This is a genomic window from Streptomyces sp. NPDC051214, from assembly GCF_040682375.1.
GTDB lineage: Bacteria > Actinomycetota > Actinomycetes > Streptomycetales > Streptomycetaceae > Streptomyces.
On the sequence record NZ_JBFBAT010000015.1, the window covers coordinates 94,767 to 120,202 of the forward strand.

30 protein-coding genes, 1 tRNA gene and 3 pseudogenes are annotated in these 25,436 nt (G+C 66.7%); 11 read left to right on the forward strand and 23 right to left on the reverse strand.

What is annotated here, in order from left to right; genetic code table 11:
• The first annotated feature begins 31 nt into the window (after positions 1-31).
• Both AB0M70_RS33340 and AB0M70_RS33345 read left to right on the forward strand, forming a co-directional pair.
• On the forward strand, positions 32-1,579 hold the full coding sequence (locus tag AB0M70_RS33340) for an alpha/beta hydrolase (RefSeq protein ID WP_365825975.1): 1,548 nt from the start codon (positions 32-34) through the stop codon (positions 1,577-1,579).
• Positions 1,580-1,682: 103 nt separating this feature from the next.
• Positions 1,683-1,756, forward strand: a tRNA-Thr gene (locus tag AB0M70_RS33345).
• Between the two features lie 47 nt (positions 1,757-1,803).
• On the opposite strand, the pseudogene AB0M70_RS33350 reads toward AB0M70_RS33345, so the two are convergent.
• From AB0M70_RS33350 to AB0M70_RS33445, 20 genes and pseudogenes are all read right to left on the reverse strand, one after another.
• A pseudogene (locus tag AB0M70_RS33350) lies at positions 1,804-2,034 on the reverse strand (integrase); the annotation flags it as partial.
• Between the two features lie 92 nt (positions 2,035-2,126).
• Entirely contained in the window at positions 2,127-2,879 is a 753-nt protein-coding gene (locus AB0M70_RS33355) for a hypothetical protein (RefSeq protein WP_365825977.1), read from the reverse strand.
• A gap of 3 nt (positions 2,880-2,882) precedes the next feature.
• Positions 2,883-3,719, reverse strand: a complete 837-nt coding sequence (locus tag AB0M70_RS33360; protein ID WP_365825979.1) for a hypothetical protein — start codon at positions 3,717-3,719, stop codon at positions 2,883-2,885.
• A gap of 23 nt (positions 3,720-3,742) precedes the next feature.
• Entirely contained in the window at positions 3,743-4,960 is a 1,218-nt protein-coding gene (dcm, locus tag AB0M70_RS33365) for a DNA (cytosine-5-)-methyltransferase (RefSeq protein ID WP_365825981.1), read from the reverse strand.
• A 358-nt stretch (positions 4,961-5,318) separates the two neighbouring features.
• Positions 5,319-6,728, reverse strand: a complete 1,410-nt coding sequence (locus AB0M70_RS33370; RefSeq protein ID WP_365825983.1) for a site-specific integrase — start codon at positions 6,726-6,728, stop codon at positions 5,319-5,321.
• A gap of 63 nt (positions 6,729-6,791) precedes the next feature.
• Complete coding sequence (locus AB0M70_RS33375; protein WP_161236311.1) at positions 6,792-6,995, reverse strand: helix-turn-helix domain-containing protein; 204 nt, start codon at positions 6,993-6,995, stop codon at positions 6,792-6,794.
• 455 nt (positions 6,996-7,450) lie between these two features.
• Positions 7,451-8,926 (reverse strand): ATP-binding protein, encoded by a 1,476-nt coding sequence (locus AB0M70_RS33380; RefSeq protein ID WP_365825986.1) that lies wholly within the window; start codon positions 8,924-8,926, stop codon positions 7,451-7,453.
• Positions 8,927-8,928: 2 nt separating this feature from the next.
• Complete coding sequence (locus AB0M70_RS33385; RefSeq protein ID WP_365825988.1) at positions 8,929-9,816, reverse strand: bifunctional DNA primase/polymerase; 888 nt, start codon at positions 9,814-9,816, stop codon at positions 8,929-8,931.
• Positions 9,817-9,899: 83 nt separating this feature from the next.
• Positions 9,900-10,376: a hypothetical protein gene (locus tag AB0M70_RS33390; protein ID WP_365825990.1), complete on the reverse strand. Its 477-nt coding sequence runs from the start codon at positions 10,374-10,376 to the stop codon at positions 9,900-9,902.
• Between the two features lie 202 nt (positions 10,377-10,578).
• Entirely contained in the window at positions 10,579-12,708 is a 2,130-nt protein-coding gene (locus AB0M70_RS33395; RefSeq protein WP_365825992.1) for an FtsK/SpoIIIE domain-containing protein, read from the reverse strand.
• 129 nt (positions 12,709-12,837) lie between these two features.
• Positions 12,838-13,008 carry a pRL2-8 gene (locus AB0M70_RS33400; RefSeq protein ID WP_365825994.1) on the reverse strand — a complete coding sequence of 57 codons (171 nt, stop codon included), beginning with the start codon at positions 13,006-13,008 and terminating at the stop codon, positions 12,838-12,840.
• A 2-nt stretch (positions 13,009-13,010) separates the two neighbouring features.
• Positions 13,011-13,328, reverse strand: coding sequence for a hypothetical protein (locus tag AB0M70_RS33405; RefSeq protein ID WP_365825996.1), 318 nt, complete (start codon positions 13,326-13,328; stop codon positions 13,011-13,013).
• A gap of 68 nt (positions 13,329-13,396) precedes the next feature.
• Positions 13,397-13,585: a hypothetical protein gene (locus tag AB0M70_RS33410; RefSeq protein WP_365826225.1), complete on the reverse strand. Its 189-nt coding sequence runs from the start codon at positions 13,583-13,585 to the stop codon at positions 13,397-13,399.
• Positions 13,573-14,139, reverse strand: a complete 567-nt coding sequence (locus tag AB0M70_RS33415) for a hypothetical protein (protein ID WP_365826227.1) — start codon at positions 14,137-14,139, stop codon at positions 13,573-13,575. The genes AB0M70_RS33410 and AB0M70_RS33415 overlap by 13 nt, the downstream gene beginning before the upstream one ends.
• A pseudogene (locus AB0M70_RS33420) lies at positions 14,123-14,542 on the reverse strand (DNA cytosine methyltransferase); the annotation flags it as partial. The pseudogene AB0M70_RS33420 and the gene AB0M70_RS33415, both read right to left, overlap by 17 nt.
• Entirely contained in the window at positions 14,539-15,441 is a 903-nt protein-coding gene (locus AB0M70_RS33425) for a DUF2637 domain-containing protein (protein WP_365825998.1), read from the reverse strand. The pseudogene AB0M70_RS33420 and the gene AB0M70_RS33425, both read right to left, overlap by 4 nt.
• On the reverse strand, positions 15,438-15,884 hold the full coding sequence (locus tag AB0M70_RS33430) for a Pycsar system effector family protein (RefSeq protein ID WP_365826000.1): 447 nt from the start codon (positions 15,882-15,884) through the stop codon (positions 15,438-15,440). The genes AB0M70_RS33425 and AB0M70_RS33430 overlap by 4 nt, the downstream gene beginning before the upstream one ends.
• Entirely contained in the window at positions 15,881-16,144 is a 264-nt protein-coding gene (locus AB0M70_RS33435) for a DUF6284 family protein (protein WP_365826002.1), read from the reverse strand. The genes AB0M70_RS33430 and AB0M70_RS33435 overlap by 4 nt, the downstream gene beginning before the upstream one ends.
• Positions 16,145-16,328: 184 nt before the next feature.
• Positions 16,329-16,529: a hypothetical protein gene (locus tag AB0M70_RS33440; protein WP_365826003.1), complete on the reverse strand. Its 201-nt coding sequence runs from the start codon at positions 16,527-16,529 to the stop codon at positions 16,329-16,331.
• A 90-nt stretch (positions 16,530-16,619) separates the two neighbouring features.
• A complete protein-coding gene (locus AB0M70_RS33445; RefSeq protein WP_365826004.1) occupies positions 16,620-17,003 on the reverse strand; it encodes an RNase adapter RapZ in 384 nt (127 codons plus the stop codon).
• Between the two features lie 471 nt (positions 17,004-17,474).
• On the opposite strand from AB0M70_RS33445, the gene AB0M70_RS33450 reads away from it, so the two are divergent.
• Together AB0M70_RS33450 and AB0M70_RS33455 are read left to right on the forward strand one after the other, a co-directional pair.
• The gene (locus tag AB0M70_RS33450) at positions 17,475-18,215 is read left to right on the forward strand and encodes a GntR family transcriptional regulator (protein ID WP_365826006.1); all 741 of its coding nucleotides are present in this window, start codon (positions 17,475-17,477) and stop codon (positions 18,213-18,215) included.
• Positions 18,208-18,783 (forward strand): GNAT family N-acetyltransferase, encoded by a 576-nt coding sequence (locus tag AB0M70_RS33455; RefSeq protein ID WP_365826008.1) that lies wholly within the window; start codon positions 18,208-18,210, stop codon positions 18,781-18,783. The genes AB0M70_RS33450 and AB0M70_RS33455 overlap by 8 nt, the downstream gene beginning before the upstream one ends.
• 237 nt (positions 18,784-19,020) lie before the next feature.
• Here AB0M70_RS33455 and AB0M70_RS33460 read toward each other — a convergent pair whose 3' ends face one another.
• Positions 19,021-19,239 carry a hypothetical protein gene (locus tag AB0M70_RS33460; RefSeq protein WP_365826010.1) on the reverse strand — a complete coding sequence of 73 codons (219 nt, stop codon included), beginning with the start codon at positions 19,237-19,239 and terminating at the stop codon, positions 19,021-19,023.
• A gap of 155 nt (positions 19,240-19,394) precedes the next feature.
• Between AB0M70_RS33460 and AB0M70_RS33465 the strand changes: the two genes are divergently transcribed.
• The 4 genes from AB0M70_RS33465 (at position 19,395) to AB0M70_RS33480 (ending at position 22,153) form a co-directional block, all read left to right on the forward strand.
• Positions 19,395-19,631 carry a winged helix-turn-helix domain-containing protein gene (locus AB0M70_RS33465; RefSeq protein WP_365826012.1) on the forward strand — a complete coding sequence of 79 codons (237 nt, stop codon included), beginning with the start codon at positions 19,395-19,397 and terminating at the stop codon, positions 19,629-19,631.
• Between the two features lie 182 nt (positions 19,632-19,813).
• The gene (locus tag AB0M70_RS33470) at positions 19,814-21,649 is read left to right on the forward strand and encodes a hypothetical protein (RefSeq protein ID WP_365826014.1); all 1,836 of its coding nucleotides are present in this window, start codon (positions 19,814-19,816) and stop codon (positions 21,647-21,649) included.
• Positions 21,650-21,746: 97 nt separating this feature from the next.
• Positions 21,747-21,950 carry a hypothetical protein gene (locus AB0M70_RS33475; RefSeq protein ID WP_365826016.1) on the forward strand — a complete coding sequence of 68 codons (204 nt, stop codon included), beginning with the start codon at positions 21,747-21,749 and terminating at the stop codon, positions 21,948-21,950.
• On the forward strand, positions 21,947-22,153 hold the full coding sequence (locus AB0M70_RS33480; RefSeq protein ID WP_365826018.1) for a hypothetical protein: 207 nt from the start codon (positions 21,947-21,949) through the stop codon (positions 22,151-22,153). Before AB0M70_RS33475 ends, AB0M70_RS33480 begins: the two co-directional genes overlap by 4 nt.
• Before the next feature lie 324 nt (positions 22,154-22,477).
• Here the strand turns inward: AB0M70_RS33480 and AB0M70_RS33485 are convergent, their stop codons facing one another.
• Positions 22,478-23,077 (reverse strand): hypothetical protein, encoded by a 600-nt coding sequence (locus AB0M70_RS33485; RefSeq protein ID WP_365826020.1) that lies wholly within the window; start codon positions 23,075-23,077, stop codon positions 22,478-22,480.
• Positions 23,078-23,187: 110 nt separating this feature from the next.
• On the opposite strand from AB0M70_RS33485, the gene AB0M70_RS33490 reads away from it, so the two are divergent.
• The gene (locus AB0M70_RS33490) at positions 23,188-23,781 is read left to right on the forward strand and encodes a TetR/AcrR family transcriptional regulator (protein WP_365826022.1); all 594 of its coding nucleotides are present in this window, start codon (positions 23,188-23,190) and stop codon (positions 23,779-23,781) included.
• 49 nt (positions 23,782-23,830) lie between these two features.
• On the opposite strand, the gene AB0M70_RS33495 is transcribed toward AB0M70_RS33490, so the two are convergent.
• Positions 23,831-24,328, reverse strand: a complete 498-nt coding sequence (locus tag AB0M70_RS33495; RefSeq protein WP_365826024.1) for an FxLYD domain-containing protein — start codon at positions 24,326-24,328, stop codon at positions 23,831-23,833.
• Between the two features lie 275 nt (positions 24,329-24,603).
• Between AB0M70_RS33495 and AB0M70_RS33500 the strand changes: the two genes are divergently transcribed.
• Both AB0M70_RS33500 and AB0M70_RS33505 read left to right on the forward strand, forming a co-directional pair.
• Entirely contained in the window at positions 24,604-25,008 is a 405-nt protein-coding gene (locus tag AB0M70_RS33500) for a hypothetical protein (RefSeq protein WP_365826026.1), read from the forward strand.
• 85 nt (positions 25,009-25,093) lie between these two features.
• Positions 25,094-25,300: pseudogene (locus AB0M70_RS33505) on the forward strand (response regulator); the annotation flags it as partial.
• Positions 25,301-25,436 lie beyond the last annotated feature (136 nt).

The following is a 25,436-nucleotide window of genomic DNA, read 5'->3' on the forward strand; positions in this document are numbered from 1 at the left end:
CGTAGGCAACGCGTAGCGTTAGTCTCGCTTGATGCGCATCAGAGGACTCCGCACCCCCGCGACCGTGTTCCTGGCCGCCGGACTGCTCATCTCCGGCTGCTCGGCCGGGAGCTCGACGGCGGACGCGTCCATGGCCGCGCTGCCCCGCGCCACCCCGCAGGAGCTGTCTCCGTACTACGACCAGAAGCTGAGCTGGCGCGCATGCGGCGTCCCCGGCTTCGAGTGCTCCACGATGAGGGCGCCGCTCGACTACGCGAAGCCGGACGGCCCGCAGATCAAGCTCGCCGTCTCCCGGAAGAAGGCCACGGGCCCCGGCAAACGCCTCGGCTCGCTCCTGGTCAACCCGGGCGGCCCCGGCGGCTCGGCGATCGGCTACCTCCAGTCGTACGCGGCCCTCGGCTACCCCGAGGAGGTCCGCGCCCGGTACGACATGGCCGCCGTCGACCCGCGCGGTGTGGCGCGCAGTGAACCCGTCACCTGCCTGGACGGCAAGCAGATGGACGCGTACACGCAGACGGACGTCACCCCCGACGACGAGCGCGAGACCGCCGAACTGTCGGACTCCTTCAAGAAGTTCGCGGCGGGCTGCGAGAAGCGCTCCGGCGAGGTGCTGCCGCATGTCTCCACGGTCGAGGCGGCCCGCGACATGGACATCCTGCGCGCGGCGCTCGGCGACAAGAAGCTGAGCTACGTGGGTGCCTCGTACGGCACGTTCCTGGGAGCGACGTACGCCGGGCTCTACCCTGACCGCGTCGGCCGCCTGGTCCTGGACGGCGCGATGGACCCGTCCCTGCCGGCGCGCCGCATGAACCGTGACCAGACGGCGGGCTTCGAGACGGCGTTCACGTCGTTCGCGAAGGACTGCGCGAGCCGGTCGGACTGCCCCCTGGGCACGGAGGGCGGGACGGACGCGGGCAAGCGCCTCAAGTCGTTCTTCGACGAACTGGACCGCGTGCCGCTCCCCGCCGGCGACTCCGACGGCCGCGAACTCGGCGAGGCGCTCGCCACGACCGGCGTGATCGCGGCGATGTACGACGAGGGCGCCTGGCCCCAACTGCGCACGGCGCTGTCCGCCGCGATGAAGGAGAAGGACGGCGCGCCCCTGCTCTCCCTCTCCGACAGCTACTACGAGCGCGACGCGGACGGTTCGTACGCGAACCTCATGTTCGCCAACGCCGCCGTGAACTGCCTGGACCTGCCCCCGGCCTTCAAGACGGCCGCCGACGTGAAGAAGTCGCTCCCGGACTTCGAGAAGGCGTCCCCGGTCTTCGGCGAGGGCCTGGCCTGGGCCTCGCTGAACTGCACGTACTGGCCGGTGAAGGCGACGGGCGAGCCGCACCGCATCAAGGCGGAGGGCGCCGCTCCGATCGTCGTGGTCGGCACCACGCGCGACCCGGCGACCCCCTACCGCTGGGCCGAGGCCCTGGCCGACCAGCTCTCCTCCGGCAAGCTGCTCACCTACGAGGGCGACGGCCACACGGCGTACGGCCGGGGCAGCAAGTGCGTGGACTCGGCGATCAACGCCTACTTGCTGGACGGCAAGGCCCCGGACGACGGAAAGCGCTGCTCACAGGGTTGATGCGGGCCCAAGCGGTCCGCCCACCGGGGGTGTGCGGAGCACCCCCGGAAACTGTGTAGACTTGGCGTCGCTGCTGATCGCACCATAGGTGCGGGACGCGTGCGCCGCCTTAGCTCAGATGGCCAGAGCAACGCACTCGTAATGCGTAGGTCTCGGGTTCGAATCCCGAAGGCGGCTCTGTGGAAGCCCCAGGACTCACTCGCCGTGACCTGGGGCTTTTGCTTTTAACGGATGCGGCGACGGCGCTGGGCGCGCGCCGCGCGGGTGTCGGCGGTCTCAGTTCTGGTCTCAGTGGGGCCCGCAGACGGCGGAACGAAGAACTCGCCCATGCGCCGCATCGCGTCCTTCGACAGGTGCGATCGACCCTTCACGTAGCGCCTCGTCTGGCTGATCTGAGTGTGCCGAAGGATCTCCATGATCGTGGGCATGTCGACGCTCAGCTCGTTCCGTAATGTGGCAGACGCACATCAGCGTCTCTGCGCCAGCTCTAAGAAGGGCTGCGGAGTGGCAAGACGTGGGGCGCAGGAAAAGCGCTGTGGCTGACTGCCTATACGTCGACGGCCCATTCGAACGGCGGGTCGTTTCTGGCGTCGTAGACCCTGATTACCTCGCTGACGAACTGCTCGAAGTCCACCACCTCGTCGGCCTTCGGGCGCCTACCGAACGGAGGTTTGGGTCGATCTACGTCATAGAAGTCCAGCTTGCCCAGATTCGCCCCGGAGTGCTCATACAGAGCTATATAGAACTTTTCGAAGAGGTCGGGCGGCGCGGCCACTGTGTCCCGGCCGGCTCGGTTCCTGAAGTGCTTCACTGCAGCTCCGAAGGATGATGGATGCTTCCCTCCTGTGCAGTCATCTGCAGCGTCATAGGGCAGGAACAGGACCCCGATCATGACTGCGTAGGGCTGACGCTCGTGATAGTCCATCGCTTCGGCACGAAGTTCGTTGTCGTTCCGCGTGAAATTCTTCGAGTAGCGCTTGGTTTCCGCGTCGCGATATCCGATGTGCTTCAGTGACACTCCAAGCCCCAACCCAAGCTCCGGAGTTGAGTAGTTGACGTCCAGCTTCTTGAACCCCTTCGCGGTTCTGGCGCGGGATTCCTGGCCAGAGCCATCAGGGCGAGGGAGGACCCCAGGGAACGTGTCACGAAGCGAGTTGGCAAAGAGGACCGCCAGACGGTTGGCGAAGCGCGTTGCATAGGCGTTCCGCTTTCCCTGGGGCTGTGTCGCATCTGGCCTGGGTTCTGCTGCGAGAACGTCAGAGAACGTGGTGAAGCCGGTTGCCTTGCTTACCGTCGTCACGTCTCAAATGCTCCTGAAAGCTGCGTCGTACTCATGGGCCACGCGATGGATCATGGAGTCGTAGTGGAAGATCTCCCCAGGCTGTGGGGCTGGTGCTGAGGCGACGAGGTCAACCGGCGTCCCCCCGTCGTTGAGCATGTCGACCACCACTATCCCGAACCCGTCGTACCCCACCGAGTTGGTGCCACTCCGGCGAGGGAGCCGACTCACCGCTTCGATCGCCTTCTCTGCGGCGCGGGGTTGGTTGTGCTCGTTGGGGCCGCCGCCGTTGTGCCGGTTGGTAGGGCTGTAGAAAGACGTCGCCGCGTTCACCATGCAAAAACCAACAGAGAGCGCCTGATTAGAAGAGCCATGAACGATCTGATGGCTTGAGTTGAGCTCGTCGTAGAGGCGAGGGCCTGCTTTTCCGTGCTCCGTCATGCACGCCTTCGCCTCCAGCGCGACGAGCACGCTGGAGACGGGTGCCTCGGCGAGGATAGGGAGTGACATAAGGCGGGACTGTTGGTCAGCGGTAAGTTCAACACCGTTCTTCTGGGCCAGCGATTCGAGGGTGTAAGGCCTCCGCTTCGGCCTCGGGCCGGTACCTGGCCGGCACAGCACAAGGTCCAAGTCCTTGTGCTTGTGGTTCACATAGTCGGTCATTCGGTGGTTGATGCCGAAGGCGACCTTCCCAGACTCGACGTGATCGCGAAGCAATCCACTGGTCTGTAGCAGGTCGAACATGATGCCCCAACAGGCAATCCTTGAGTGTCGATCGCTCCGTGGGTGGTACTGCATGAGCTCGCCCTTGATGTCTACAGGCTTGCTCAAACTCCTGACCAGAATGTCTACCGCGTCCAAGGCTCACCCTCCCTGGGGGAACCCTACCCCTCGCTACTGGCAACGACTGGAGCTTTGTTGGCAGGGTCCATCAGCTCGACGTGCTGCTTCATGTCGACGAGGAAGTCTTCGTCGAACTTCAGCTTCGCCTTCTGCGTACGGGAGTAGAAGCCAGCAGCTGCGCGATGGCTGAGTGGGGTGAGCTTGCCGTGCTCGACGAGATCCGTCAGGTGTATGTATGGACGGTGCTCGGGCCACATGCCGACATGGGAGAAGTAGCGCTTGCCCTTTTCACCCCAGGCCGCGGTGGGCCACCGAGCGGCGTCCGACATGAGGTCGGACTCGGACTCGTCGTACTCGCCGGGGTTTAGCAGTTGCTCGCCGAGCCACTGCGATACTCCGACCGTGACCGCGTTGCCGACCAGCTTCCAACGGTCGCGTCCGCTCTTCTTGTCGGCTGTTGCTTCGGTCAGGGTCCAATCCTTCTCGAAGCCCTGGAGCTGCTCGGCATCAGTGATGGACGGCGTCACGATTCGGTGGCCTTCAGGGTTGCCGGGAATCCAGATTCCCGGTGGGGACGGGATGCTCAGGCCCGACCCGCCCTTAACCGTCGGTACTGCGTCCTTCGCCCAGCCCAAGCCGCGGAGCCCCTCGGTCCAATAGAAGCCGTGAGCGTTGTTGGCCCGACCGGTCTCGTCCGGCTCGCCAGCGTCCTCAGCGAGGAGGACATTACGAGGGTCTTCTGTGAGGCTGGCCACAAAGAGGACGCGTTGGCGTCGCTGGGGTACCCCAGTAAAGCGGGAGTCGACGAGCCGGTACGCCCAACGGTAGCCGAGGGCTTCGAGCTCCTCGACGAGGTGGAGCATCGCTTTGCCCTTGTCGAGCACCAGCATGTTCCGCACGTTCTCAAGTACGAGCCAACGCGGGTGGTGCTTCTTGAGGAGGCGGAAGACGTGGGAGACGAGGCCGGACTGTTGGCCCCCGATGCCTGCTGTCCGCCCGGCCTGCGAGAGGTCCTGGCAGGGGAAACCGGCGGTGACGACGTCTACGTCATCCGGGAGAGCCTTCAGATGCTGGACGTCCGGCATGAGCGGAACATCAGGGAATTGCTTGGTGAGAACGGACTGGGCGGGAGTCCACACCTCGCAGAGCATGGCTGTTTCCAGCCCGGCCCGCTTCAGGCCGAGCTCAAGGCCACCCACGCCCGCGAAGAGACCCGCGACGCGTAGGGGCTTCTGGGTCACATCTTGCTCACTACTCACGGCGAGATCCTGTCATATGGGACCGACACGGCAGGCCAGAACGCTTTGAGGCCGACGCTGCCTGTCAGACCTGTGTGGCTTGAGACCACTGCGCCACGGCGCAGTGGGAGACGGCGTGGCATCAGCTTCCGCAGGAAGCCTCCGGTGCACATTCAGTACGAGTGAGGCCTGCAGCCCTGTGACCACAGGTGATGCGGCGAGACGAATTGATGCGGGTGGGAGATCCTGCGATTGGAGTTCCCGCAGATGGCCGCCTTGGTCCGGAACTCCCTCGCAATGCGTCGGCATCGTTTCGAAACCTGCAGGCGGCCCGGCTTGGGGGCCTAGGTCAGAACCTGCAGACCTGGAGCTTTCTCGTTCAGCGGATGCGGCGACGGCGGCGGAAGCGGGCCGCGGAGGTGTCGGGTGTCTCGGTTCTGGTCTTAGTAGGGCCAGAATCCGGGGCTGGCATGGGGCCCGCAGACGGCGGAACGAAGAACTCTCCCATGCGCCGCATCGCGTCCTTCGACAGGTGCGATCGGCCCTTCACGTAGCGCCTCGTCTGGCTGATCTGAGTGTGGCGAAGGATCTCCATGATGGTGGGCATGTCGACGCCCAGCTCGTTCAGGATGGTGCCGGCAGTGTGGCGGCTCCCGTCGTACAGGCGGCGGTCGTCGATCCCGGCCTCCTTCAGGAGCTCCTTGAATTCCTCGTAGTCGGCGCGCGGGTCGAGGGGGCGACCATCGGGCCGCGAGAACACGACGTCGTGCTCCTCCCACAGTTCCTCCGCTGCGGTCCGCATCTCGTCTTGCTGTGCCTTGTGATCGAGCAGGAACGGGATGAACACGGGCGGGATTGGTACGGCGTTCTGGCTCTTCTTGGTCTTGGGGCGGGTGAAGACGAGGCCGCCCTCCTTGCGCTCGGGGCAAGCGCTCGCGTGCTTCGAGCACGTCTTCGTGCAGGGCTTGGGGCAGCCGCGCTTGTAGCCCTTATGTGTGGTGCAGTCCGGAGGGCACGGCTCGAAGCGGTGGAGGCGCTTCCCGCAGGCGCGCGGGTCGGTGCAGCCGTGCCGCCAGGTGAGGCGCTGTAGCTGCCACTTGGGGTGGAACAGCTCCGCCTCCAGGTCGACGTACGCCCACCGCAGGCCGAGCGTCTCGCCTTGCCGGAAGCCCATGCCGACACCGACGATCCACCGCATGAAGGTGGGCCGCTTCGAGGCCGCCTCGAGGAACGCTTTCGCCTCCTCCTTCGTGAAGGGGTTCGCCTCGGTCTCGTCGACGCTGGGCGGGTCCACGAGCGTGGCGACGTTCTCACTGATCATGCGGCGGCGGTGGGCAATCTTCAGGGCGCGGGACAGGATGCGGTGCACCTTCACTACGTGCGAGGGGGCGCGGCCCGCGTCGAGCAACGCCCGGTACATGCGCTCCAGGTGCTCCGGGCGGAGCTTGTCGATGCGGTGCTGGCCGACTCCCGGAATGATGTCGTTGCGCGTCTTCGACCAGTAGTCGTCCAGGGACCGCGGCTTGAGCTTCAGGCTGGCGATGTCGGTCAGGTAGGTCTCCATCCACTTCGCGATGGTGGGCTTGCGGCCTGCGGCGGGCGCGTTGCCCTGGTCGCGCTGCCGCTCCAGCTCCCGGACCTTGCGCTTGATCTCAGGCTCCGTCTTGGCGCGGCGGTGCCGGCGGTCGGGGCTTCCGTCGTTCTTGACGCCCATCGTCACGCGGCCGTGAAACCAGCCGTCGGCGCCGAGGTAGATGGACGATTCCATGTTGGGCTTGCGGGGGCTCATGGGTTCCTCCATGCGGGAGGCGCCCCGAGCGGAGTGCTCGGGGCGCCTCATGGGGTGTGCGGATCAGTTGGGCAGAACGGCGAGGCTTTCAACGAAGGCTTCGAGATCAGCACGTCGTATCCGGCGCGTGCGGCCCAACTTGATGTACTTCAGGGCGCCTTCGGCCATCAACTCGTAGACGGTGGAGCGTCCGAGTGAGAGTGCCGTGGCAGCCTCCTCGGGCTTGTAGAGGAGTCGGTCGACGGGGGCAGCGATCGCCGTGCTCATCCGGGGGTGCCTCCTCGGCAGTACGTCTTTGGGGGCAGTGTGTGTCCGAGCTGGGGATTTCTGCGTCACCGCGTCATCTGCGTCATCTGGGCGCCTGGCCTGCGGCTTTGGGTGACGTGGGGGTTTGGTCTGCGTCACCCACTGCGTCATCGGTGACGCAGGCCGGTGACGCAGGTGACGCAAGATGACGCAGACCTCGGCTGTCTGCGTCACCCCTGTAGCAGCAGGTCAGGGGTGGTTTTTCACCCTCTGGTGACGTAGGTGACGCAGGATCTCTTCTCTTAGGAAAAGAGAGGGGGGTTTCTGTTGTGGTGCGGTGTGGCTCAAAGCGTGAAGGAGGAGCCGCTTCGCGGCGCGTCCTTCGGGCGGCGGCGAGCCGCCGAACTGCAAGAGGAGCACCCCATGGGCCGGGCGTGGTGCTCTTCTTGCTTGTGCCTGGGCCGCCACGGCGGCGGTCAGAGCAGCGCGTTCTGTTCGTGAGGAGGCGAGCTCGGCGGGATCGTCATTTCGAGGTAGCGGCCCTCTTTGGTGCGGCCCGCGTCGATGAGGACGCCACGGGCGGCGAGGGTCGGCTGTAGGCGCTTGAGGCGGTCGGAGAGCACCTTGCCCGTGGTGGGCCACCCCTTGGGCAGAGAACGACAGTCCTCGCCGCTGTAGAGCCGCGTGAGGCAGTGGAGCCACTCGGTGGACGTCATCCGTTCGTCGGCGCCAGGGGCGAAGGCGGCGGCGTACTGCAGGACGGTCTGTGCGAGCAGGTCGCCTTCGATGACGTCGTCGTTGAGGTCGTCCAGGCTGCTGCGGTAGGCGTCGAGGGAGTTGAACCCGGTTGCCGCGTCGAGCTGCGCGCACAGGTGGGCGAAGTCGGCCATGCGCAGGTCGGTGGGAATGTCCGCCTCTGCGGCGCGGACTTTGACCGTGAGGTCGAGGAGCGAGCCGAGGACGACGGGCAGGATCTCCTCGTACTCCGCCCACAGTTCCGCCTCAGTACGCCGGACGGTGGGCCGCTCCAGGCGCAGCGGCAGGAGGCGTTCGGCGAGGTCGGGCCGGATGACGCCGACGTCGATGCCGGTCATGAGCAGGGGGCGGCGGTAGCGGGCCCTGACGACGTCGCCGTCTGTGTAGAGGGCGCGCTTTACGGTCTCGGCCCCGGTGACGATGCAGCACATCGCGTCGGAGAGGTCCGGGGAAAGGTAGGAGAGGTTGTCGAGCGCGGTGACCCATCCGGCCGCGACGGCCGCCGTCAGGTTCTCCTCGTCCTTCGGGGCGCGGCGCAGGTCGCCGCTCATGCCCTCGATGATGCGGACGAGCATCCGGCCGCCGGTGGACTTGCCTGCGCCCTGGGGGCCGGTGAGGAAGGGGGCGGGCACGGGAACGGACGGTCCGAGGCAGCCGATGAGCCAGGCGATGGCGAGGGATTCGGTTGCGGCGGTGGCGAAGTTGCACAGTCGCAGCAAGAGGTCGATGCCCTTGCCGTCGGTGTCCTTGGCGGGCATCGGGAGCTCGCCGGTGAGCTGGGTGCGCCGCCAACACACCTCGGCCGGGTCGGGGGTGATGATGTCCCATCCGGTGGGGTGGATGCGGATGGACTGTCCGTCGTTGCGGCCCAGGTCGAGCCAGGTGGCCCCGTCGTATCCGGGAGCGACGCGGATGTGGACTTGCTGCACTTCCTGCTTCATCGCGAGTGCTTCGATCAGGTCCAATGCCTCCTTGAGGGCGGTGCCGTTGAAGACGCCGTGGCCGTCGTCGAACAGGCCGACCATGAGTTCCTGGCGGTGGCTGCCGGTGGTGCCCTGGGAGCGGATCGGGCGGGCGACGGGGTGGCCGTTCTTCTGCGCGTAGACGGTGCCGTCTGCGGTGCGGAAGTAGCGGAAGTGCGCCTGCGCGTAGTCGGCGATGACCTTGCGGGCGGGGTTCTTCTCGTCGTCGGACATGCTCACAGTCCCAACCTGGTGCGGGCGTTGGTCCATGCGTCGGTGCAGTGCCGGGGCGTCTCGCCCCTGGCCTGCGCGGCGGCGAACAGCCGCGTGATGTGAGCCTCGGTGAGGCAGCCGCAGCGGCCGTGGGCGGACAGGACGGCGACGAACGTGCGATAGACGGTGGTGTGGATCGCGCTGCGGGCCTCGGTGATGCGCTGCTCGGCCATCGCGATGCCGCGGTTCAGGTAGGCGGGCATGCGGTGGGGGCACTCCGCTCCTCCTGCCGGTGCGGGCACGGCGATGGCTTGCCGAGCCGTTCCGGCCGTGGAGGGCTCCTTCACAGCCAGCGCGCGGGCGGCGTCCGGCAGCGTGGCGCTGATGCCGGTGCCGGGCCCGAGCCACCGGGCGTAGGACATCGCGGACTTGATGTCGACCCCGTCCCGGACGCCGTTCACGGAGCGCATCGTGCCCCGGTAGATCCAGTGCTGTCCGCGCGTGGTGGCCACGGTCTGGGTGCGCGGCAGGGTCTGGACTGCCCAGGCGATGGCGGCCGGGTGGTCGAGGTCGACGACGGTCAGGCCTGCGCCGCCGGGGTGGTAGGCCACAGCTGCCGCGTCGCGCCATGCCTGCGACCACGCTCCCGAGTTGATGGTGCGGAGGTCGGTGGTAGCGGCGGCCCAGGCGTGGCAGGGGGCCGGGCAGGTGCAGGGGCCGGGGGTCTTCATGTTCGGCCGGCCTCCGCATGCGTTCTTGGCGCATGCGCGGCAGTTCCCGTACGGCACCTTGCCCACTCGCAGAGGCAGGACGGGCACCCCGGCCTCCGCGAGGTCCAGGGCGGTGCGCAGGTGATCGGCGGGAAGTAACGGCTGGTGGCGCTCTCGCCGGTCGGCGGTGAGGTGGGTCATGCTGGGTTCCTCCACAGGTTCTGTAGGGATCAGGTGGACAAGGGCGGCCCCGGACTTTGGCGAGACGGGGGCCGCCCTTGGCGTTACTGGTTGTTGTTGGTCTTGGCCCATACGCCGCTGGTGCGGCTGGTGACGTTGCGGTGGTCCTGGTGGACGGGGCCTTCGTAGTGGTGGTGGACGTCGGGGGCGGGCTTGGCGCGTTTGGCGAGCCGGGCGAGGGCGAGCAGGAGCGCGGTCGGGGCGCCGAATACGAGGCCGCAGACCACTGGGTCGGCGTACTGGGAGACGTACATGAGCACGGCCGCCGTGCCGCCGACCATGGCGGTGGTGGTGCCGCCCGCGAGCATGAGCACGCTGGCATCGGTGGCGCCCTGGCTCATCGGGGGGCGTCCGGGTTGGGCGACGGCCGGGGCGTCGCCGTGGGCGGGGAGGGGGGTGTGGTCGCGGTAGGCGGTGGGCCGGTAGGCGTCAGCGATGATCCGCCGCGCCTCGGTTTCGGCCTGGGCCTCGCTCAATCCGGGGCTCGGGACGTCGGTTCGAGGGGGAGTCTCGGGATGCATGCGGAATACCTTCCGAGATAGAGCAGGGAGGCGGAGGCACCCCCTGCCGGGTGGCGTGTCGAGGGGGTTTTAGGGGTGCTGACCTGCGGGCCTCCCTGCCTCCCTGAGCGATCATTCGTGCAGGTCAGGGCCAGGGAGGCGGGTCAGGGAGGCGGTCAGGGAGTTCTCCCTGCCTCCCTGACCCGGCCGAGGGTGACTCCCTCTACTTCGAGGCAGAAGCGGAACCCTCGCCGTCGCCTTCTGCATCGCGGATGGCGAGGGCGCGGGAGAGGCGGTCGGAGGCGATGACCATGCGGCCGTCCGACTTGTAGGGCTCGGCGCCGGTGCCGTCCAGGACGCGCTTGAGGTCGACGAACGACCACTTGCCGTACGCGTCCGCATTGAGCGCTGTGAGCCGCTTGAGGACGTCCTGAGTGAGCAGCCGCGTCGAGGTGCCGAGGACGGCGGCAATGTCGGCGAGCGGGTCGCGCTCCTCGCCGGGCTCGATGGCGTGCAGAGTGGGGACGCCGTCGCGCAGGGCCTTGGCGCGGTCGGTGATGGCCTGTGCGCAGTCGTCGTTGATGTAGTGCGTGCGCACTGTGATGGACGACTGGCCCTGGGGGATGTCGATCCCGGACGAGGCGACGACCAGCGTTCCCTGGTCCAGGCCCGGCCGCAGCAGGTTGGGGGCGGCGCCGCCGTCCACCGCCTTGTCTCCCAGCGCCATGCGGGCCTGCGATTCGGTGCCCAGGGCGAGGGAGGCGCGGGTGTGGGCGCCCTCGCGGACCAGCTTGGGCAGGTTCTCGTTTGTGGGGTCCTGGGTGCCCTGCCACATCAGGACGTTCACGGCCCGCCCCTGGTTGTGGATTTTGCGGACGGCCATGAAGTAGCGGGAGTTGGCCTTGGAGCCGCCGTAGGGCCGCTTCTCGCCGTCCTTGGCCGGGCACATGAACGCCACCTGCGCCTCGTCGACCAGCACGATCAGTGCCGGGAAGACGGTGCCGGGCGGGGCCTGGATACGGCGGTTCATCTCCTCCACCGCGCCCTCGACCATCTCCGTGACCTGGATGACGTGCTCGTCGGTCGGTCCCTGGATGAGGGTGGAGGCGAGGCCGTCGAACATGGCCCAGTCGCCGACGCCCTTGAGGTCGCCCATCAGGAACTGCACCGACTTGTCGAGCGCGACCCATAGGGCGAGGGAGCGCAGGGCGACGGTCTTGCCCTGGTTGGACAGGCCGGTGATGAGCAGGTGGCGCTGGTAGAGGCTCAGGGCTGCGGCGTCGCCGCGCAGGTCCTGCCCCCAGGGGGCGCGGCCCTTGGCGTAGTCGGCGGTCATCGTCTCGTCGGTGACCAGCGGGGACGGGCCGATCGGCTCATCCAGCGCGCCCGAGTCGGCGATCCAGAGCCGGACGGTGCGGGCGGCCTGGGGGATGGTGATGAACACTTCGTGCTCGTGGCGGGTCAGGTTCTCCGCGAGCTTGCGGCGCTTGTTCTGCACCTCGATCGTCGAGACCCCGGAGGGGAGCGTGACGTCGACTTCGACGCCGCATCCGGCGATCGTGATCGGGCCGAGCATGGCGGCCCCTGCGTCGCCCATCTCCTTGATGGCATTGCGCAGGGCGGGCACTCCGAGGTCGCGCAGGGCCTTGACCACGATCGAGGGTGTGATGGGTTCTCCCTCGCCGTTGCGGACGTTGGCGGGCAGCGCCCACTGGGGTGCGGCTTGCTGCTGCTTGCCGACGGCCCACAGGGCGAGCAACGCGAGGAACGGGCCGATAGTGAGCGTGGGTCCCCATACGACCTGAACGATCCGGATGAGCAGGCCGATGAACTCGATCGTGGCGGCGAGCGGGGTGATGACGTCGGCGACGTTGCCGTTGTTGATGGCCATCACGATGCCCAGCGCGACCAGGCCGCCGATGCCCATTCCGGTGCCGACCAGGGCACCCTTGGCGGCATCCACGGGCGAGTGGAGCAGATCCATGCGGCGGCGGTGGCGCGCGTCGCGGAAGCGCTGAAGACGCTCCTCCCACTCCTGGGCCACCTCGTAGTTGCCGGCCGCTTCGGCGGCGCGCAGCATGCGCTCGTAGCGGGAGCCGGTGCGGCCGTCCCAGGTGCGGCGGGCCACGATCCGGGTGCCGCCGACCACGTACATGGTGTGGCGGACGGTCAACCGGCCTGCTCCCTTGGTGCGTTCGTGCGTGAGACCCGTCTTTATGGCGCGCCCGGAGCGCACCCACAGCGGCACGACAGGCGCAGCAGCGGGCTCGGGGACCACGCTCAGCGAGGTCACGGTCGCGGTGTCGGTGGGCGGTTCGGGGTTCTTGTGCAGGTGAACGACGTTGTCACCCATTGCGGGAAGGCTCCTGACTGCCCCACACGGGGCGGGAAGACGAGGGGCACCGCGGTGGCCGGTCCCTGGGAAGGGACGGCCACCGCGGGCAGCCGCGTCACGCGGCGGGAAGCGCGCGGGCGGGTGCGGTCACCACCAGCGGGAGGGCTTCTTGGGTACGAGGGAGGGGCAGCCGTTGGCCATATGGTTCAGGCACTGCGGGCAGTCCTCGCGCGGCTTGAGGCGGCGGTGGATGCTCTTGTCGTGGGCGTGCTGCCAGCACTGCGGGCACTCACCGGGAGGCGCCGGTTTGGCGGCCATGCTCACCACCACCCCGACGACTTCTTGGCGGCCTTGGCCTTGGCGTCCTCGTTCACGACGCGCTGCCGTTCGACCTGGAGGGCGGTGATCTCGGCGGTGAGGCGGGTGGTTGCCGCGTTCCAGGCGGTGTCGGCCTTCTCCGCGCTGCGGTCCCCGCTCTTGCCCCGCGCGACCTTGATGGAGCCGCTGGTGGCGGCGGCGAGGATGGCGCGCCGTTCGGGACCGGTCAGCGGCCACATCTGGCGCTGCTGTGCTGCTTCGAGCTTGCGGTTCGCTTCCCGGATCGCACGGTCAATGCGGCGGGTATCGGGCTTGGCCATGATCAACCCTTCATCGGGGTGTGATGGGCGAAGGTGCTCACGTTCGGTTTCGCGTCCGTCGCCACAGCTCAGGCGGCAGTACGAGCCGTGGAGGCGGCGGGTGCGAGGAAGCGGAGCGCGGCGATGGCCTGGTGCGGGACCACGCCGTTGCCCAGCGCTTTGAGCTGTGCGGAGCGGGAGAGGCCGGGGACGTCGGTGACGTGTCCGGCGGGCAGCCCCATGAGCCATTCGACGAAGGCGGGACTCAGCCGTCCCACAGCGTCAACTGGCCCTGGGGCAGGGCAGCCAGTGACTTGCGCCCACGCTTCGATGGCTGGGGCGTACTCGCCCCACTCGACGACTCGTTCGGGAACGCGCTCAGCGCAACCTCGGGCAGGTTCGCCCTTCCCGACTGCACCCGCCGGTCCGTTGCGCTTGTGCGCGACACCGCGCCCTTCGTGCCGTCCGTGGCTCGCGGTGTCGGCAGCAGCGAGCCCACTTCCGCGGCCAGGCTCTTGCCGTGCGTCCCCGCTTCCTGCGGGGGCGTGCGTTTGGTCTGCCGGTTCTCGCTCGCCGACGCGCGAAGCGTGGGCAGCAGGGCCACCTGCGCCCGCAGCGTGTCGTTGCGGGGCCCGTCCAGGCGGCCCACTCCGGTCGCCTCCGACGTCGAGGGCGTCGGCAGCAGCGAGACCGTGGCGGGAAGCCCGTCCGCGAAGCCCTGGCCCTTGGCGTCCCGAGCCCTGGGGGTCGGCAGGCCAGGCGAGGAGGAAGAGTCGGTTGCGTTGGTGAGCCGCGCCCACGTCAGATGCGCGAAGAGTGCACCAGCGCGCATCGAACCCGAGGGCGGCAAGGTCAGCGAGGACGGTGTCGAATCCGAGAGAAAGGTGCCCTGCGACGTTTTCAAAGACCGCGTAGCGGGGTCGTAGAACGCCAAGGGCACGGGCGATGTGGGGCCAGATGTGCCGGTCATCGGCGGTTCCCTTCCTTTTGCCGGCGGAGCTGAACGGCTGGCACGGATAGCCGCCGCAGACCACGTCGACCGGCGCCACGTGCGCGAAGTCGGTGGTGGTGATGTCGCCCAGGTTCGGCACCTCGGGATGGCGGTGGGCCAGGATGCGGCCCGCTCCGGGGTCGTTGTCCGCCACCCAGGCAAGCTCGCCGCCGAACACCACCTGGACGGCCATGTCCAGGCCGCCGTAACCGGTGCACAGAGAGCCGATCCGTAACGGCGTCATGCCGTCACCTGCCCCGCTTGCGCACCGCCGGCCCGCTCTGCCCGCAGCGTCTCGCGCAGCGTCCGGGCGTTTTTTGGCGACGTGTGGACGGTGAGCCGGATGCCTTCGGCGGTCAGTTTCGCGTCCGGCCAGTCGGTTGTCGCGGTGCGCGCCTCGTCGAGCAGCTCGTCGAACGTGCGCTTGGGGCGGGGTGATCGGGCGACTTCGGGAACGCGACCGGTCGCCCGACGCGGGCGGGTCGACTCAGCGGCCACCGCACGCGGCTCGATCGATGCCGCCGGGGTCGACTCGATCGATGGGACGGGCTTGAGCGGCAGAGCCGACTTGAGGAAGCCGACGGGTACCGGGATCGGCATCGAGGCCCGGTTGACCGCCACCGGTTCCGGGGTGGATTCGGGGAGGTCAGCGGTAGACCGATTGCTCACGATCTTTGTCGATTCCTCCGCATATGCGGTCGGAGGGTCGATCGGGGTGGGGCGGTGGTGCAGGACCTTGGCGACCAGATCGGAGCCGAAGTAGATCGACCCGACCGGCAGCGACGTGGCGAGCAGTACGAGGACCCAGTTGGCGGGGTCCCAGTCGGCGAGCCGTCCCCAGTCGACCGTGCGGCCGTGCAGGTCCGGTACTAAGCCGTGGACGTAGTTGAGGATCAGCGAGGCGGCGGTGTAGGTGCCCAGCACGCGCAGCGCGAACGTCCGATCCTGCCCGGCGAGGACGAGGGTGGCGACCAGGGCGAGCGCCATCAATCCGTCGACCACGAACGGGTAGAGCGTCGCCGCTGTCTCGTCCGCGCCCACCGCGTTCGCGATGTCCCGCAGTGCGTTCCACGAGACGCGAAACGCCATGCTGACCACCGCGACCAGCGCGGCCACCAAGAGGACTTTGCCCTTTCGGTTCATACCGCGCCTCCGATCGCCAGAAGCGCGGCCAGGACCAGCAGCGCACCGCCCGCACAGACCAGGTCGACCGCGCGCTTCAGCCCGGTGAACTTGGCGACCGCGATGCGGGACAGGCCCGCGATGTCGGCGCTCAGGTCGGTGGCGAGGGTGGCGCTGATCTCCTCGGCGGTGAGGGTGGCCCACAGCGGGAAGCCGTGGCGGCCTCCCAGGTTGGGGCGCGCTGACCGCAGCAGCAGAGCCGCCGCAGCGAGCAGCAGCGCCGTCCCGAGTCCGCCGGCCACGTAGGCGGGGGCGGTCAGGGGCGCGTCCTTGGCAAGGGTCCAGGTACCTGCGAGTAGCGCGCCGACGAAGGCGAGCAGCAGGCTGGTCTTGGTATCGGTCCGCGCGATCTCGGCCTTCACCTCAGCGTGCGCGGCCGCCAGCTTCGACTCGATGGCACTCACGCGCCCACCCCCGCAACCGTCGCGGAGGCGTTGGCGAGCGTGACGCGGGCGGCGAGGGCCTTGCGGCGGGCCCGGCGAAGACGCCGCGCGTCCAGCTCGTTCGGCGTGCGGTCGAGGGTGATGATCTGCGCGTCCAGCAGCTCGACGTCCGCCAGGATGACGGGCATCTCCTGCTCGATGGCGTCCAGCTCAGCGGCCGTGGGCTCCCTCCACGGCTCGAAGGCGGTAACAGCGTCCTGAACAGTGACGATGTGGTCCATGGGTCGTGTTCTCCCTAGCAGGTGGCAACGGCCCGAACAGCACCCCCGGAGTTACAGCTCCGGGGGTGCGCGCCGTTTGGGATGAGGCCGCTGAGTGAGCGGCGGTGCGGTCAGCGAGTGCGACCGCAGTGCCCCGACAGGGAGTCGAACCCTGCCTTGCGACCATCGGGGTGATGGAGCCTGGTCAGAACCGCTTGGCGTCACCGGGAGCGAACGGCGGGTCGACGATGACGGTCGCGTCGCAGTCGCCGCTGCCGCACGTGTAGCGGCCGCCCTGGTGCGTCATCCCCTGGCCGTGATGGTCGGGAGTGCCGGTCATCTGCTCCGTGTAGGCGGCGTTCTTGGCTTCGTCTTCCGTCATGCCGGAGTACATGCGCGAGCTCATAGCGATCTCCTTGCGAGACGTGGATGTTGGTCGGAGGCGGGCTGACCGGCTCCCCTTGCCGCCCGGATCACCGGGCGACGCGGGCAACCGTCAGCGCTGCACGACGGCCTTGCTCAGGTCCCGGTGGGAGACGGTCACGGCGTGCCCTGCCGCTGTCAGCTGCTCGGCCAGGGCACGGGCGAAGGTGGGCGCCCGGTGGCGACCGCCTGCGCACCCGTCGGCAACAGTGACCGTTCCGGCGCTGGGCCCGGCGGCGAATGCGGCGACCGCCGTGGCGGTGGCCTCCACCAGATCGGCGATGCCGGGTGTGCCGAGCACGGCGGTACGGACCGGCTCGTCATCGGCGGTCATGTACCGCAGTTCCGGCGATACGTGCGGGTCGCGGAAGTGGTGACGCAGGTCGATGGTCAGGTGCGCGGCGGGCGGCGCGTCGTGCAGGTAGCCGAACGAGACGATCTCAACGGCAGTGCTCATGAGGGCTCCCAGAAGGCGAAGGGGTGTTCCGGCTCCCCTCAGCGCTGCTCGTACGGGACGAGCAGCGGAGGCAACCGGCCGCAGCCGTTGCGCTGCGAAGCAGTTGGCAGGCGGGATGCGCTGTTCCACGCACGGGACAGGACCCGAGCGAGCCCGCCCACTTGTTGCGAGGTGGGGCGGGATTCCCTCAAGCACGCTGTTCAGTTCTCAAGGCGCCGCAAGGCGCTGCGGTCGCATTCGATGAGCGCGGTAACCCAGGGCTCCCGTCTCCACGGGACTCATCGAGCGCATTCAGTCCAGCCATAGCTCTGTACGGGCCACCTATTCCGACTTGTCTGGAGGAGTGGGCCGCGGCATGAGTTTGCACACTCCTCCCTTGGAAGGTCAAGCCTTCTCGTCTAACTTGTATGGAGGAGTCGGCCCATAGAGAGGATCACGCGGATGCGACGGGGACTGACGAAGTCTCAAGAAGTGGCTGCTGACCTGCGAGAACAGATCAGTTCCGGAGAGCTAGGCGGAGGCCAAGCCCTTCCGAGCGAATCCAAGATGATGTCCGCCTACGGATACAGCCGGGAGACCATCCGGGCGGGCGTCCGCTTGCTCATCGACGAGGGGCTGGTGGTTACCGGGCAGGGGTCCGGCAAGTACGTGCGCGAGGACTACCCGCCCGTGATTTGGAACTGGTCGACCCTGGAAAGCCGCAGTCGCCATGCCAACGCCGTAGAGGGGAAGACCTCCGGCGATCAGTGGGCCACCGCCGTGACCGAGGACGGGAAGACCCCCCGACAGGACATCAGCGTGAGCATCGTGGAAGCGCCGGAACACGTTCACGAGGCGCTCGAACTCGCTGACGGGGCCCTCGCAGTCTGTCGGCAGCGCGTGCGGTACATCGACAATCGACCGTATGCACTGGCGGACTCGTACTTCCCGCAGGAACTCGTCAGTGGCACACCGCTGATGGAGCCCCGCGACGTGGCAGCGCCCGGCGGGGTACTAGCTTCCGTGGGCCTGATCCAGTCCCGGTACCGCGACGAGATCGCGGTACGCATGCCTACTCGGAAGGAGGCGGAACTGCTCGCTCTCCCGGCTGCAACCCCCATCGCCGAGCACACCCGGACCGGCTACGACGCAGACGGCAAGCCGCTTCGCTGCATGGTCACCATCCTCCCCGGAGACAGGCACAAGATCCTTTATGAAGTCGACAGTGACTGAGGTACTTCGCCCCGCCGGCCCCGCGGACGTAGACGCGCTGATGGTGCTCCGCACGGAGGCTGAGGAGTGGCTCAAGGACAAGGACACGGACCAGTGGAACGACGCTGAGACGGGCTCCCGAGCCATCGCAAAGTGGCGGGCGACCATCGACGACGGGCGCACATGGGTGGTCGTGGACACCGGAACGGGCGAGACCCTCGCAACGGTGAGCCGTGGCCCGGCAGACCGGGACTTCTGGACCGACGCTGATGTCCTGGAGTCTGGGCTCCACCTGTACAAACTCATCGTGGCCCGGAGCGCTTCCGGGCGTCAGTTGGGCGCCCGGGTGGTCGATTGGATGTCGCGACTCGCAGCGCTGGAGGGGCGGGATTGGTTGCGCATCGATACTTGGCGAACCAACACAGGACTGCACAGGTACTACGAGCAGCTGGGGTTCAAGCACGTGCGCACGGAGGCTCCCGCACACCGGCTTTCGGGTTGGATGGCTCAACGCCCCGCAGGAGAACTTACCTATCCAGACGCCCTACTAGCGGTCTCTGGAGCCGGTTCGAGCGGCATCAATCACTGATGGAAAGTGGAGTGGAACCTAGCTATTCCTGCTCGAACTCCACCGGGCGCTTCGGACAGTCGGGGCCGCACTCGTATACCTCGATGGACAGGTCGTGTGCACCGTCGTGCCCTTCAGCGCGGCCGGCGGATCTGGCGCTCTTCCCAAGAGTTTCGGCGCACCAGCAGCACTGCCAGCCGAGGTACTGCCAGGCGTTGAGTTCCCGTGCGGGGGGCGGCTTGGGCCGCCAGGCCTCAGTCATGGCTGGTCGGCGTAGGGGACCAGGTTGTGCTTCTCGCGGCAGGAGCCGCAGGCGAACTGCACGCCGCCCGGCCCGGAGCCCGCTTCCTGCGCGTTGATGACGCGGGTGTCGGCGCTGTAGCCGAGGTGCCAAGAGCAGTAGCTGTAGCTGACCGGCGCCATCGTGGCCGTGTTCGGGCTGTCCGGGGCGTTCTGGTCCTGCGTACCCTCGTCCACGTCGACTCCATCTCAGTCGTCCACGCCCCTGGGTCGTTCGCGCGATCGCAGGGGTGCTGTGCGTTCACGCAGCGTAGTACTAGCTAGCTAGGGTAGCTAGGCCAGTCAGGCAATCTCGTCTCGCCGATCAGGCTTGCACTGCCTAGCTTCGGATCATGGATTGGAAGCCGGACATCCCGCGATGGAAGCAGGTGTACGCGCTCTTTGAGCAGCGGATTGCCGACGGCGAGTATCCGCCGGGGAGCCAGCTGCCGGGCGTACTCGCGATCCAGGATGAGTTCGGCATCGCGCAGATGACGGCCCGGCGTGTCCTCACCGAGCTCCGGAACGCAGGGCTAGCACAGATGCAGCCCGGCATCGGGACGTTTGTCACCGAGTTGCCCAAGCCGTAGAGGCGGTCAGAGGATCGGCAACGACTGGCGACGGTCAACAACGACGGCTCCGCCGCAGGTCAGAGGCCACGGCTCGACCATCACTTCAGGCCCCGTCGAATGCAGCTGCGTAACCCTTGCCAGGCTGCCATAGTTTGTTCATGTCCTCCTCTTCGTCAATCCTCCCGAGTCACCTAGATCTAGTGGCGGATTTCCTTGGTCGGGAAAGTGAACGTTGGTCGGGGGAAGACACCATCGGCATCCATGCGGCCACGTCAGAACTATTGGTTTGGGTAGAGGACGGTCGCCGCTACGTTCGCAGCTACCACTACGCCCCTTTGCAATCTGCTATAGGCGAGTTCCAGTACTGCCTAGAGAGCGTCGGTTCCTCACTCAAGCAACTTATTTCGCCTATGCACAGCGATCTCATCTCGCACTTGCATCTACTTCTTAAGGACCCTGAGAAGCCGAACAGGGGCCCCATCAAGAAAGATCTCCAGCAGCTAGTATCACTGCTGGAGTCACCAGAATCTCTCTTGGCCTGCTGGCAAGACTTCCTCCGTGCCTGTAAGCGCCCGGAATGCTGTATACCGAAGATTGCTAGATTGAGAGATGAATTCTGGGATATCGCCGTAGCCTGCAAGCACAACACCCGAGAGATGAATTCTCTACTAAAGGGTACTCTTCGAGACGATAGCCAGGCCGTTTACCAAGCGAAAGTACTCCTCGGTGGGGATACCTCTGGGTTTCCAGTAGGTATCCGGGAACGAGTCAACAAACCAGCTGGTCTTGGTTTTGTCGCGCGAGAGACGCTGTGTGCGCAAATCGTGAAACAGAACCCGCGTGTAGCGGAACATGTAGTTTGGCTTGCTTACACTTCGGCCAAGATTAATACTAGTATTGTCGAAGCTGGTCCCGTGCGACTCTTCGATGGGCCCAGTCTTCGAAGTATGCCGCCTGGACATGTTGACTTCCCTCCGGAGTTTCGAAATTCCGGTGTTGACTACAAGCGGATTTTCCCGGAGGAGGAAAAATTCGTTCTCGTTCGCGTCAACCTTGGGGTTAGAGCAGTTTCCGATGCCGTATCCCTTGCCCGCAAACAGGCCATGGTGGTGCTCGTAGCAGGCTCTCAGCATGCTAGTGGGCGAGGGGGTGCATGGAAGGAATATGGAAACCGAATCCATATAATGGATGGCCGGATAGTAAGTCAAACCTTCGGGCGGTCGGCTGAGGTGCCGGTAACCAGTTTTAGGCTAGACCCTCTGGCCCACGGGATCGACCGAGCAGCCCGGCGGGTAGCTTCCCTTCTGCCGATCGAATCTCAGCCCCTTGGTGAACTTCTGAACGCCTTGGACCTCTGGGATAAGGCCAAGGGATACGATCCCGCCTCCTCCGTCCTCGTTCATGTGCGATTGATCGAATCGATTGCGTCCTACGCAGCGGATAAAGATTGGGTCGATTTCTGTAATCGCGTATTCAAATTTCATTGGGTGTGGGATGACCTGATCTGGAAGTTGCGCAATGTCGTTCATGACGCAACCTACGGATTCTCTGCCTATGTAGATACGAAGTCATACGATTCTATCGAACGCATGCGTAAACAAATTTTCACGGATGTAGAGGGTCGTCTTCAATCGGACATGGAAGTGGCTCTTAGTTCCCTCCCTGACCTCTCGAATATTTATCCGGACCGAGAGTTGACCGGTTATGAACTTCGCTCAATCAATCGCGATTACTCGAGCTGTGATCGCCTGAACGCATCGCGGAAGGCTTTGATAGCGCGGTGGGACAGGGCGATGGCGAGACTCGAAAGAGTGAGGAACAGTCTCACCCATGGCGGCCCTGTCACAGACGAGTCACTTAAAAGTGTCAGTGCATTCTCTCGGAAGTTGGCCGGAGGGCTGATCGGCGACGCTCTAAATGCAGCTTTGGATGGCAAACAGGTGGCTGAGGCTATGGAGGAAATGGCGGAAAGTGGGCAGCGTTGGGAATCTAACGCCCGCGCGTCAGTCGCGCCGAAGGATTTCCTCTTCGGGTAAAGCGCGTTGTGCACAGTACAGACGGGCGGTATTCGGCCTACCGTGAGCCCGTGTGGGCTGTTGCCACAAAAATCGAACGTGTGATCTAGTTTGATGTATGAACCTCTCGCTTCCCGATGACCTAGTACGCACGCAGCGGGAGTGGAGTGCGACCTACGCGCAGCTTGCTCGGCAGCCGGGCCGCACTGCACTACGCCGCCGATTGCTAGCGCTCTCCATGGCTCTGGCGCGGCACCCGCTGAGCCCTGCCGAGCGTGCCGAACTGCGGCAGCGTGCCCGCTCGGGTGGCGCCGGACAGTGAGTCTCACCGAGCGCCAGGAGCAGATCCTTCGCTGCGTCAGGGACGCGATAGCTGAGACGGGGGAGTGCCCCACCCTCGAAGAGATCGCGGTCGAGGTGGGGCTCACCAGCAAGTCGGCCGTGCACTACCAGTTGAAGCGCCTCGAATCGCTTGGGGTCATCGCTCGTGCTGGCGAGCGCGCCCGGATATACCGGCTCGCCTGAGTACCGGCTCCGTGTCGCGCGGCGGCCAGTGTGGGCTCAGTTGTGGTCTCGCTTGGCCCGGCATCCGCAGTGATCCAGCTCCGTCCGCACTTATCCAGCAGGCCGGTTGACCTCAGCGTTCGCGGCTCTGGCGGATGGTCCCGGACGGCTCCGGACCAAGATCGGACAACTCGTAATGCGTAGGTCTCGGGTTCGAATCCCGAAGGCGGCTCTGTGGAAGCCCCAGGACTCACTCGCCGTGACCTGGGGCTTTTGCTTTGCCGTTTTGTGGGGTGGGGCGGGGCTGGGTGTGGCGGGGCTGGGTGTGGCTGGCCTCGGGATTTTTCAGCGGGCGTAGGTGCCCAGGCCTATGAGGCAGTAGACGTACTCGTTGATGGTCGAGCCGTTGAGGGTGTAGCGGTACGAGAAGGCGTACTGCGTTCTGGGGTTGTCGTTGCAGCGGCTCATCTCCGATGTCATCGGGATCGTCTGGATCACCTCGTAGTGGGCGTCGGATGCCGAGCACGAGACCTCTTCCACGTTGTTGACCTCCTGCGCCGTCGTGGAGTCCGGCAGCGTGCCGTTGAGGCAGGTTCCCGACCTGAAGGGGGTGGGGGCCTGGCTCGTGGGGGTGGCTGTGGCGGCGGGGGTGGGGGCGCTCGTGTACGCGGGTGGGGTTGTTGCTGTGGTTGTGGGTGGGGTGTAGGGGCTTTGGCCTTGGCTTTGGCCTTGGCTTTGGCCTTGGCTTGTTGTGGGGGTGGGGGTGGGGGTGGCGTTGTTGTTGGCGTTGTCCGTGGTGTCGTCCTCGCCCTGGGTCAGCAGCAGGATGACGATGATTACGGCGCCGACGGCGCCCAGTGCTGTCAGGCAGCCGCGGGCGGTGGAGCCGGGGACGTTGTTGCGTGAGGGGCCTGGTCGTGGTGCTGGCGTCGTGGGTTCGGGCACCGGGTCAGTATGGGTCCCTGGAGGCGCGTTGGTGGAGTGTTTTTCTAGAAAAGCGCTCTAGAAGTGACGTCAATGGGCTTGGGGGGTCGGTGCTCTAGGCTGGGGGCACCATGAGCCCCAAGCAGCAACGTGGCGAAGAGACCGCCGATCGACTTTTGGATGCCGCGCTCCGGGTGTATGCCGACTCCGGAGAGCAAGGCGTGACCGTCGGTGCGCTCACCAAGGCCAGTGGGGTCAGCCTCGGGAGTCTCTACCACCACTTCGGCAGCGTCGACGGGCTCATGAGTGCCTTGCTGCAGCGTTGGCTCGGGCGGTTGCTCGTCGAGATGGCCGCTTCCGTGGAGCGGTCCCGTACGGCCAGGACCGGTATCCGCGCCCTTGTGCGCGCCTACCTGCAATTCATCCAGGAGAACCCTGACGGCGCCCGGCTCCTGCACTCCTCGTACGCCGACCGGCTCGGGATGGCTCAGGCCCGGCAGCTCCGTGACGCCCAGGAGGCCAGGCTGTCGCCGCTGACCGTGTGGATGCAGCAGCACGTCGACTCGGGTGAGGTCGCCCCGCTTCCCATGGCCCTGATCGAGGGGCTGGTCCTGGGGCCCGTCGTCGCCACCGCCCGTCGTTGGCTCGCCGGTTTCGACGACGTGGATCTCGATCAGGCCGCGCGTGTCCTGCCGGAGAGGATCTGGCGCTCGATCGTCCCTTGAGGGGGCAGGGGGCAGGGGGACAGGAGGGACAGGGGGTGCGGTCGGGTGGTCAGTGGCGTAGTGCCCTGCTGATTTCCGCCTTCGGGGTGCCGGAGAGGGAGCGGTTGCTGCGGGCCGTGCCTGACTTCGACTTGCCGGGCTCCACGTCGGTGATGTTGAGGACTGCCGTGTCCAGGAGGTTGCCGTCGCCGTCACGGAAGTGGACGGAGATGGTGTAGTCCGCCTTCTTGTCCTTGGGGTTGGTGGCCGTGATCTCGGCTGTCGTTCTGTTGTCCTCTGACTTGGTGGGGCCCTCGACCTTTACGTCGCCCTTCGCGTCCGCCCCGTCCTTCACCTCGGCCATCTTGGAAGCAGCGGCTTCCGTCGCGGACGAGACGGCTTCGCCCGCCTTGGCCGTGGCGGAGGCGGCCCTGTCCTTGACCTTGTCCACGTCACCCTCCGAGCAGGCGGTGGTGGAGAGGGCGAGGAGGACGGTGGCGGCGGTGGCTGTGGCGATGCGGGTGGTGCGACTGATGCGGGTGGGCTTGGCGCCGTTCATGCGGGTCATGCGGACCACCTTCGGGGTGGTGGGGGGTGGGCGCGAGGTGGGGCGGGCCGTATGGGTGCGGGGGTGTGTGGGGCGCGGGGCTGTGGGGTGTGGGGCCCGGCCATCGAGATGAGCCACGTCCCTCCTACCTGCGGCTCATGCGCGCCACCGTCCCAACCCGCCAAAAAATCCCACCACCGCCGGGCGATCGAGCGCGTGAGTGGGAGAAATTTGCCACGGCGGTAGGCGGCGAAAATCGTGCTTGCGTCCGCCGCGGGGAGTGCGAGGATGCCGCGATGAGTGATGATGTTGCCGCTGCCTACGTTCGTTATGAGTCGCCCGTGCGCCATCCGCGTGGGCATTACCCCGGGGTCTTCGTTCTCGTCAACGGGCTTGCTCGGGAAGGGAAGTTGACGCCGGAGCAGGAGCGGTTCCGGCGGGCCAACAACGATTGGTACGACGCCGCTTACCCGACCCCGTCGAAGGTCGACCCCACGGTCTACGACCACGACGTGACACCTGGTGCCGTCGCCTGGTTCAAGGTCTCCGCCACCCATCTCATCGAGCGCGTACCCGGCTACCTGGAGATTCTCGACGCGCACGGGGTCGAGTGTCGGGTGGTGCGGTCCTCCGACCCTGGGCGGGTCGTGTACGAGGATGAGTTCCAGGTCGTGGTCGTGCCTCACGAGGGCCAGGCGTAGGCCGTCAGCCCGGAGTTATGTGGATCCTGTCAGGCCGCTGTCCGATTCCGGTTAGGGCCGTGCGGGCCCGCTTATGCTCGACGCCATGTGCGCTTTTGTCCTGGTCGCGGAGGATGACGAGAAACAGGCCGAGCTGGTCCGCCGCTATCTGGAGCGCGAGGGCCACACGGTCGCCGTCGTCCACGACGGGCGCGCCGCCATCGACGAGGTGCGGCGCAGGCCGCCGGATCTGCTCGTGCTCGACGTGATGATGCCGCGCGTCGACGGGCTCGGCGTCACCCGCGTCCTCAGGGGTGGGAACGGACATGGGGGTGGGGGCGGGGGCGGCCCCCCCCCCCCCCCCCCGGGTCCCCTTGCGATGGGGATCGCCCCCCCCCCCCCCGACCCCCCGCAGGGCCGCCCCCCGAGACGCGCCCCCCCCCAAACCC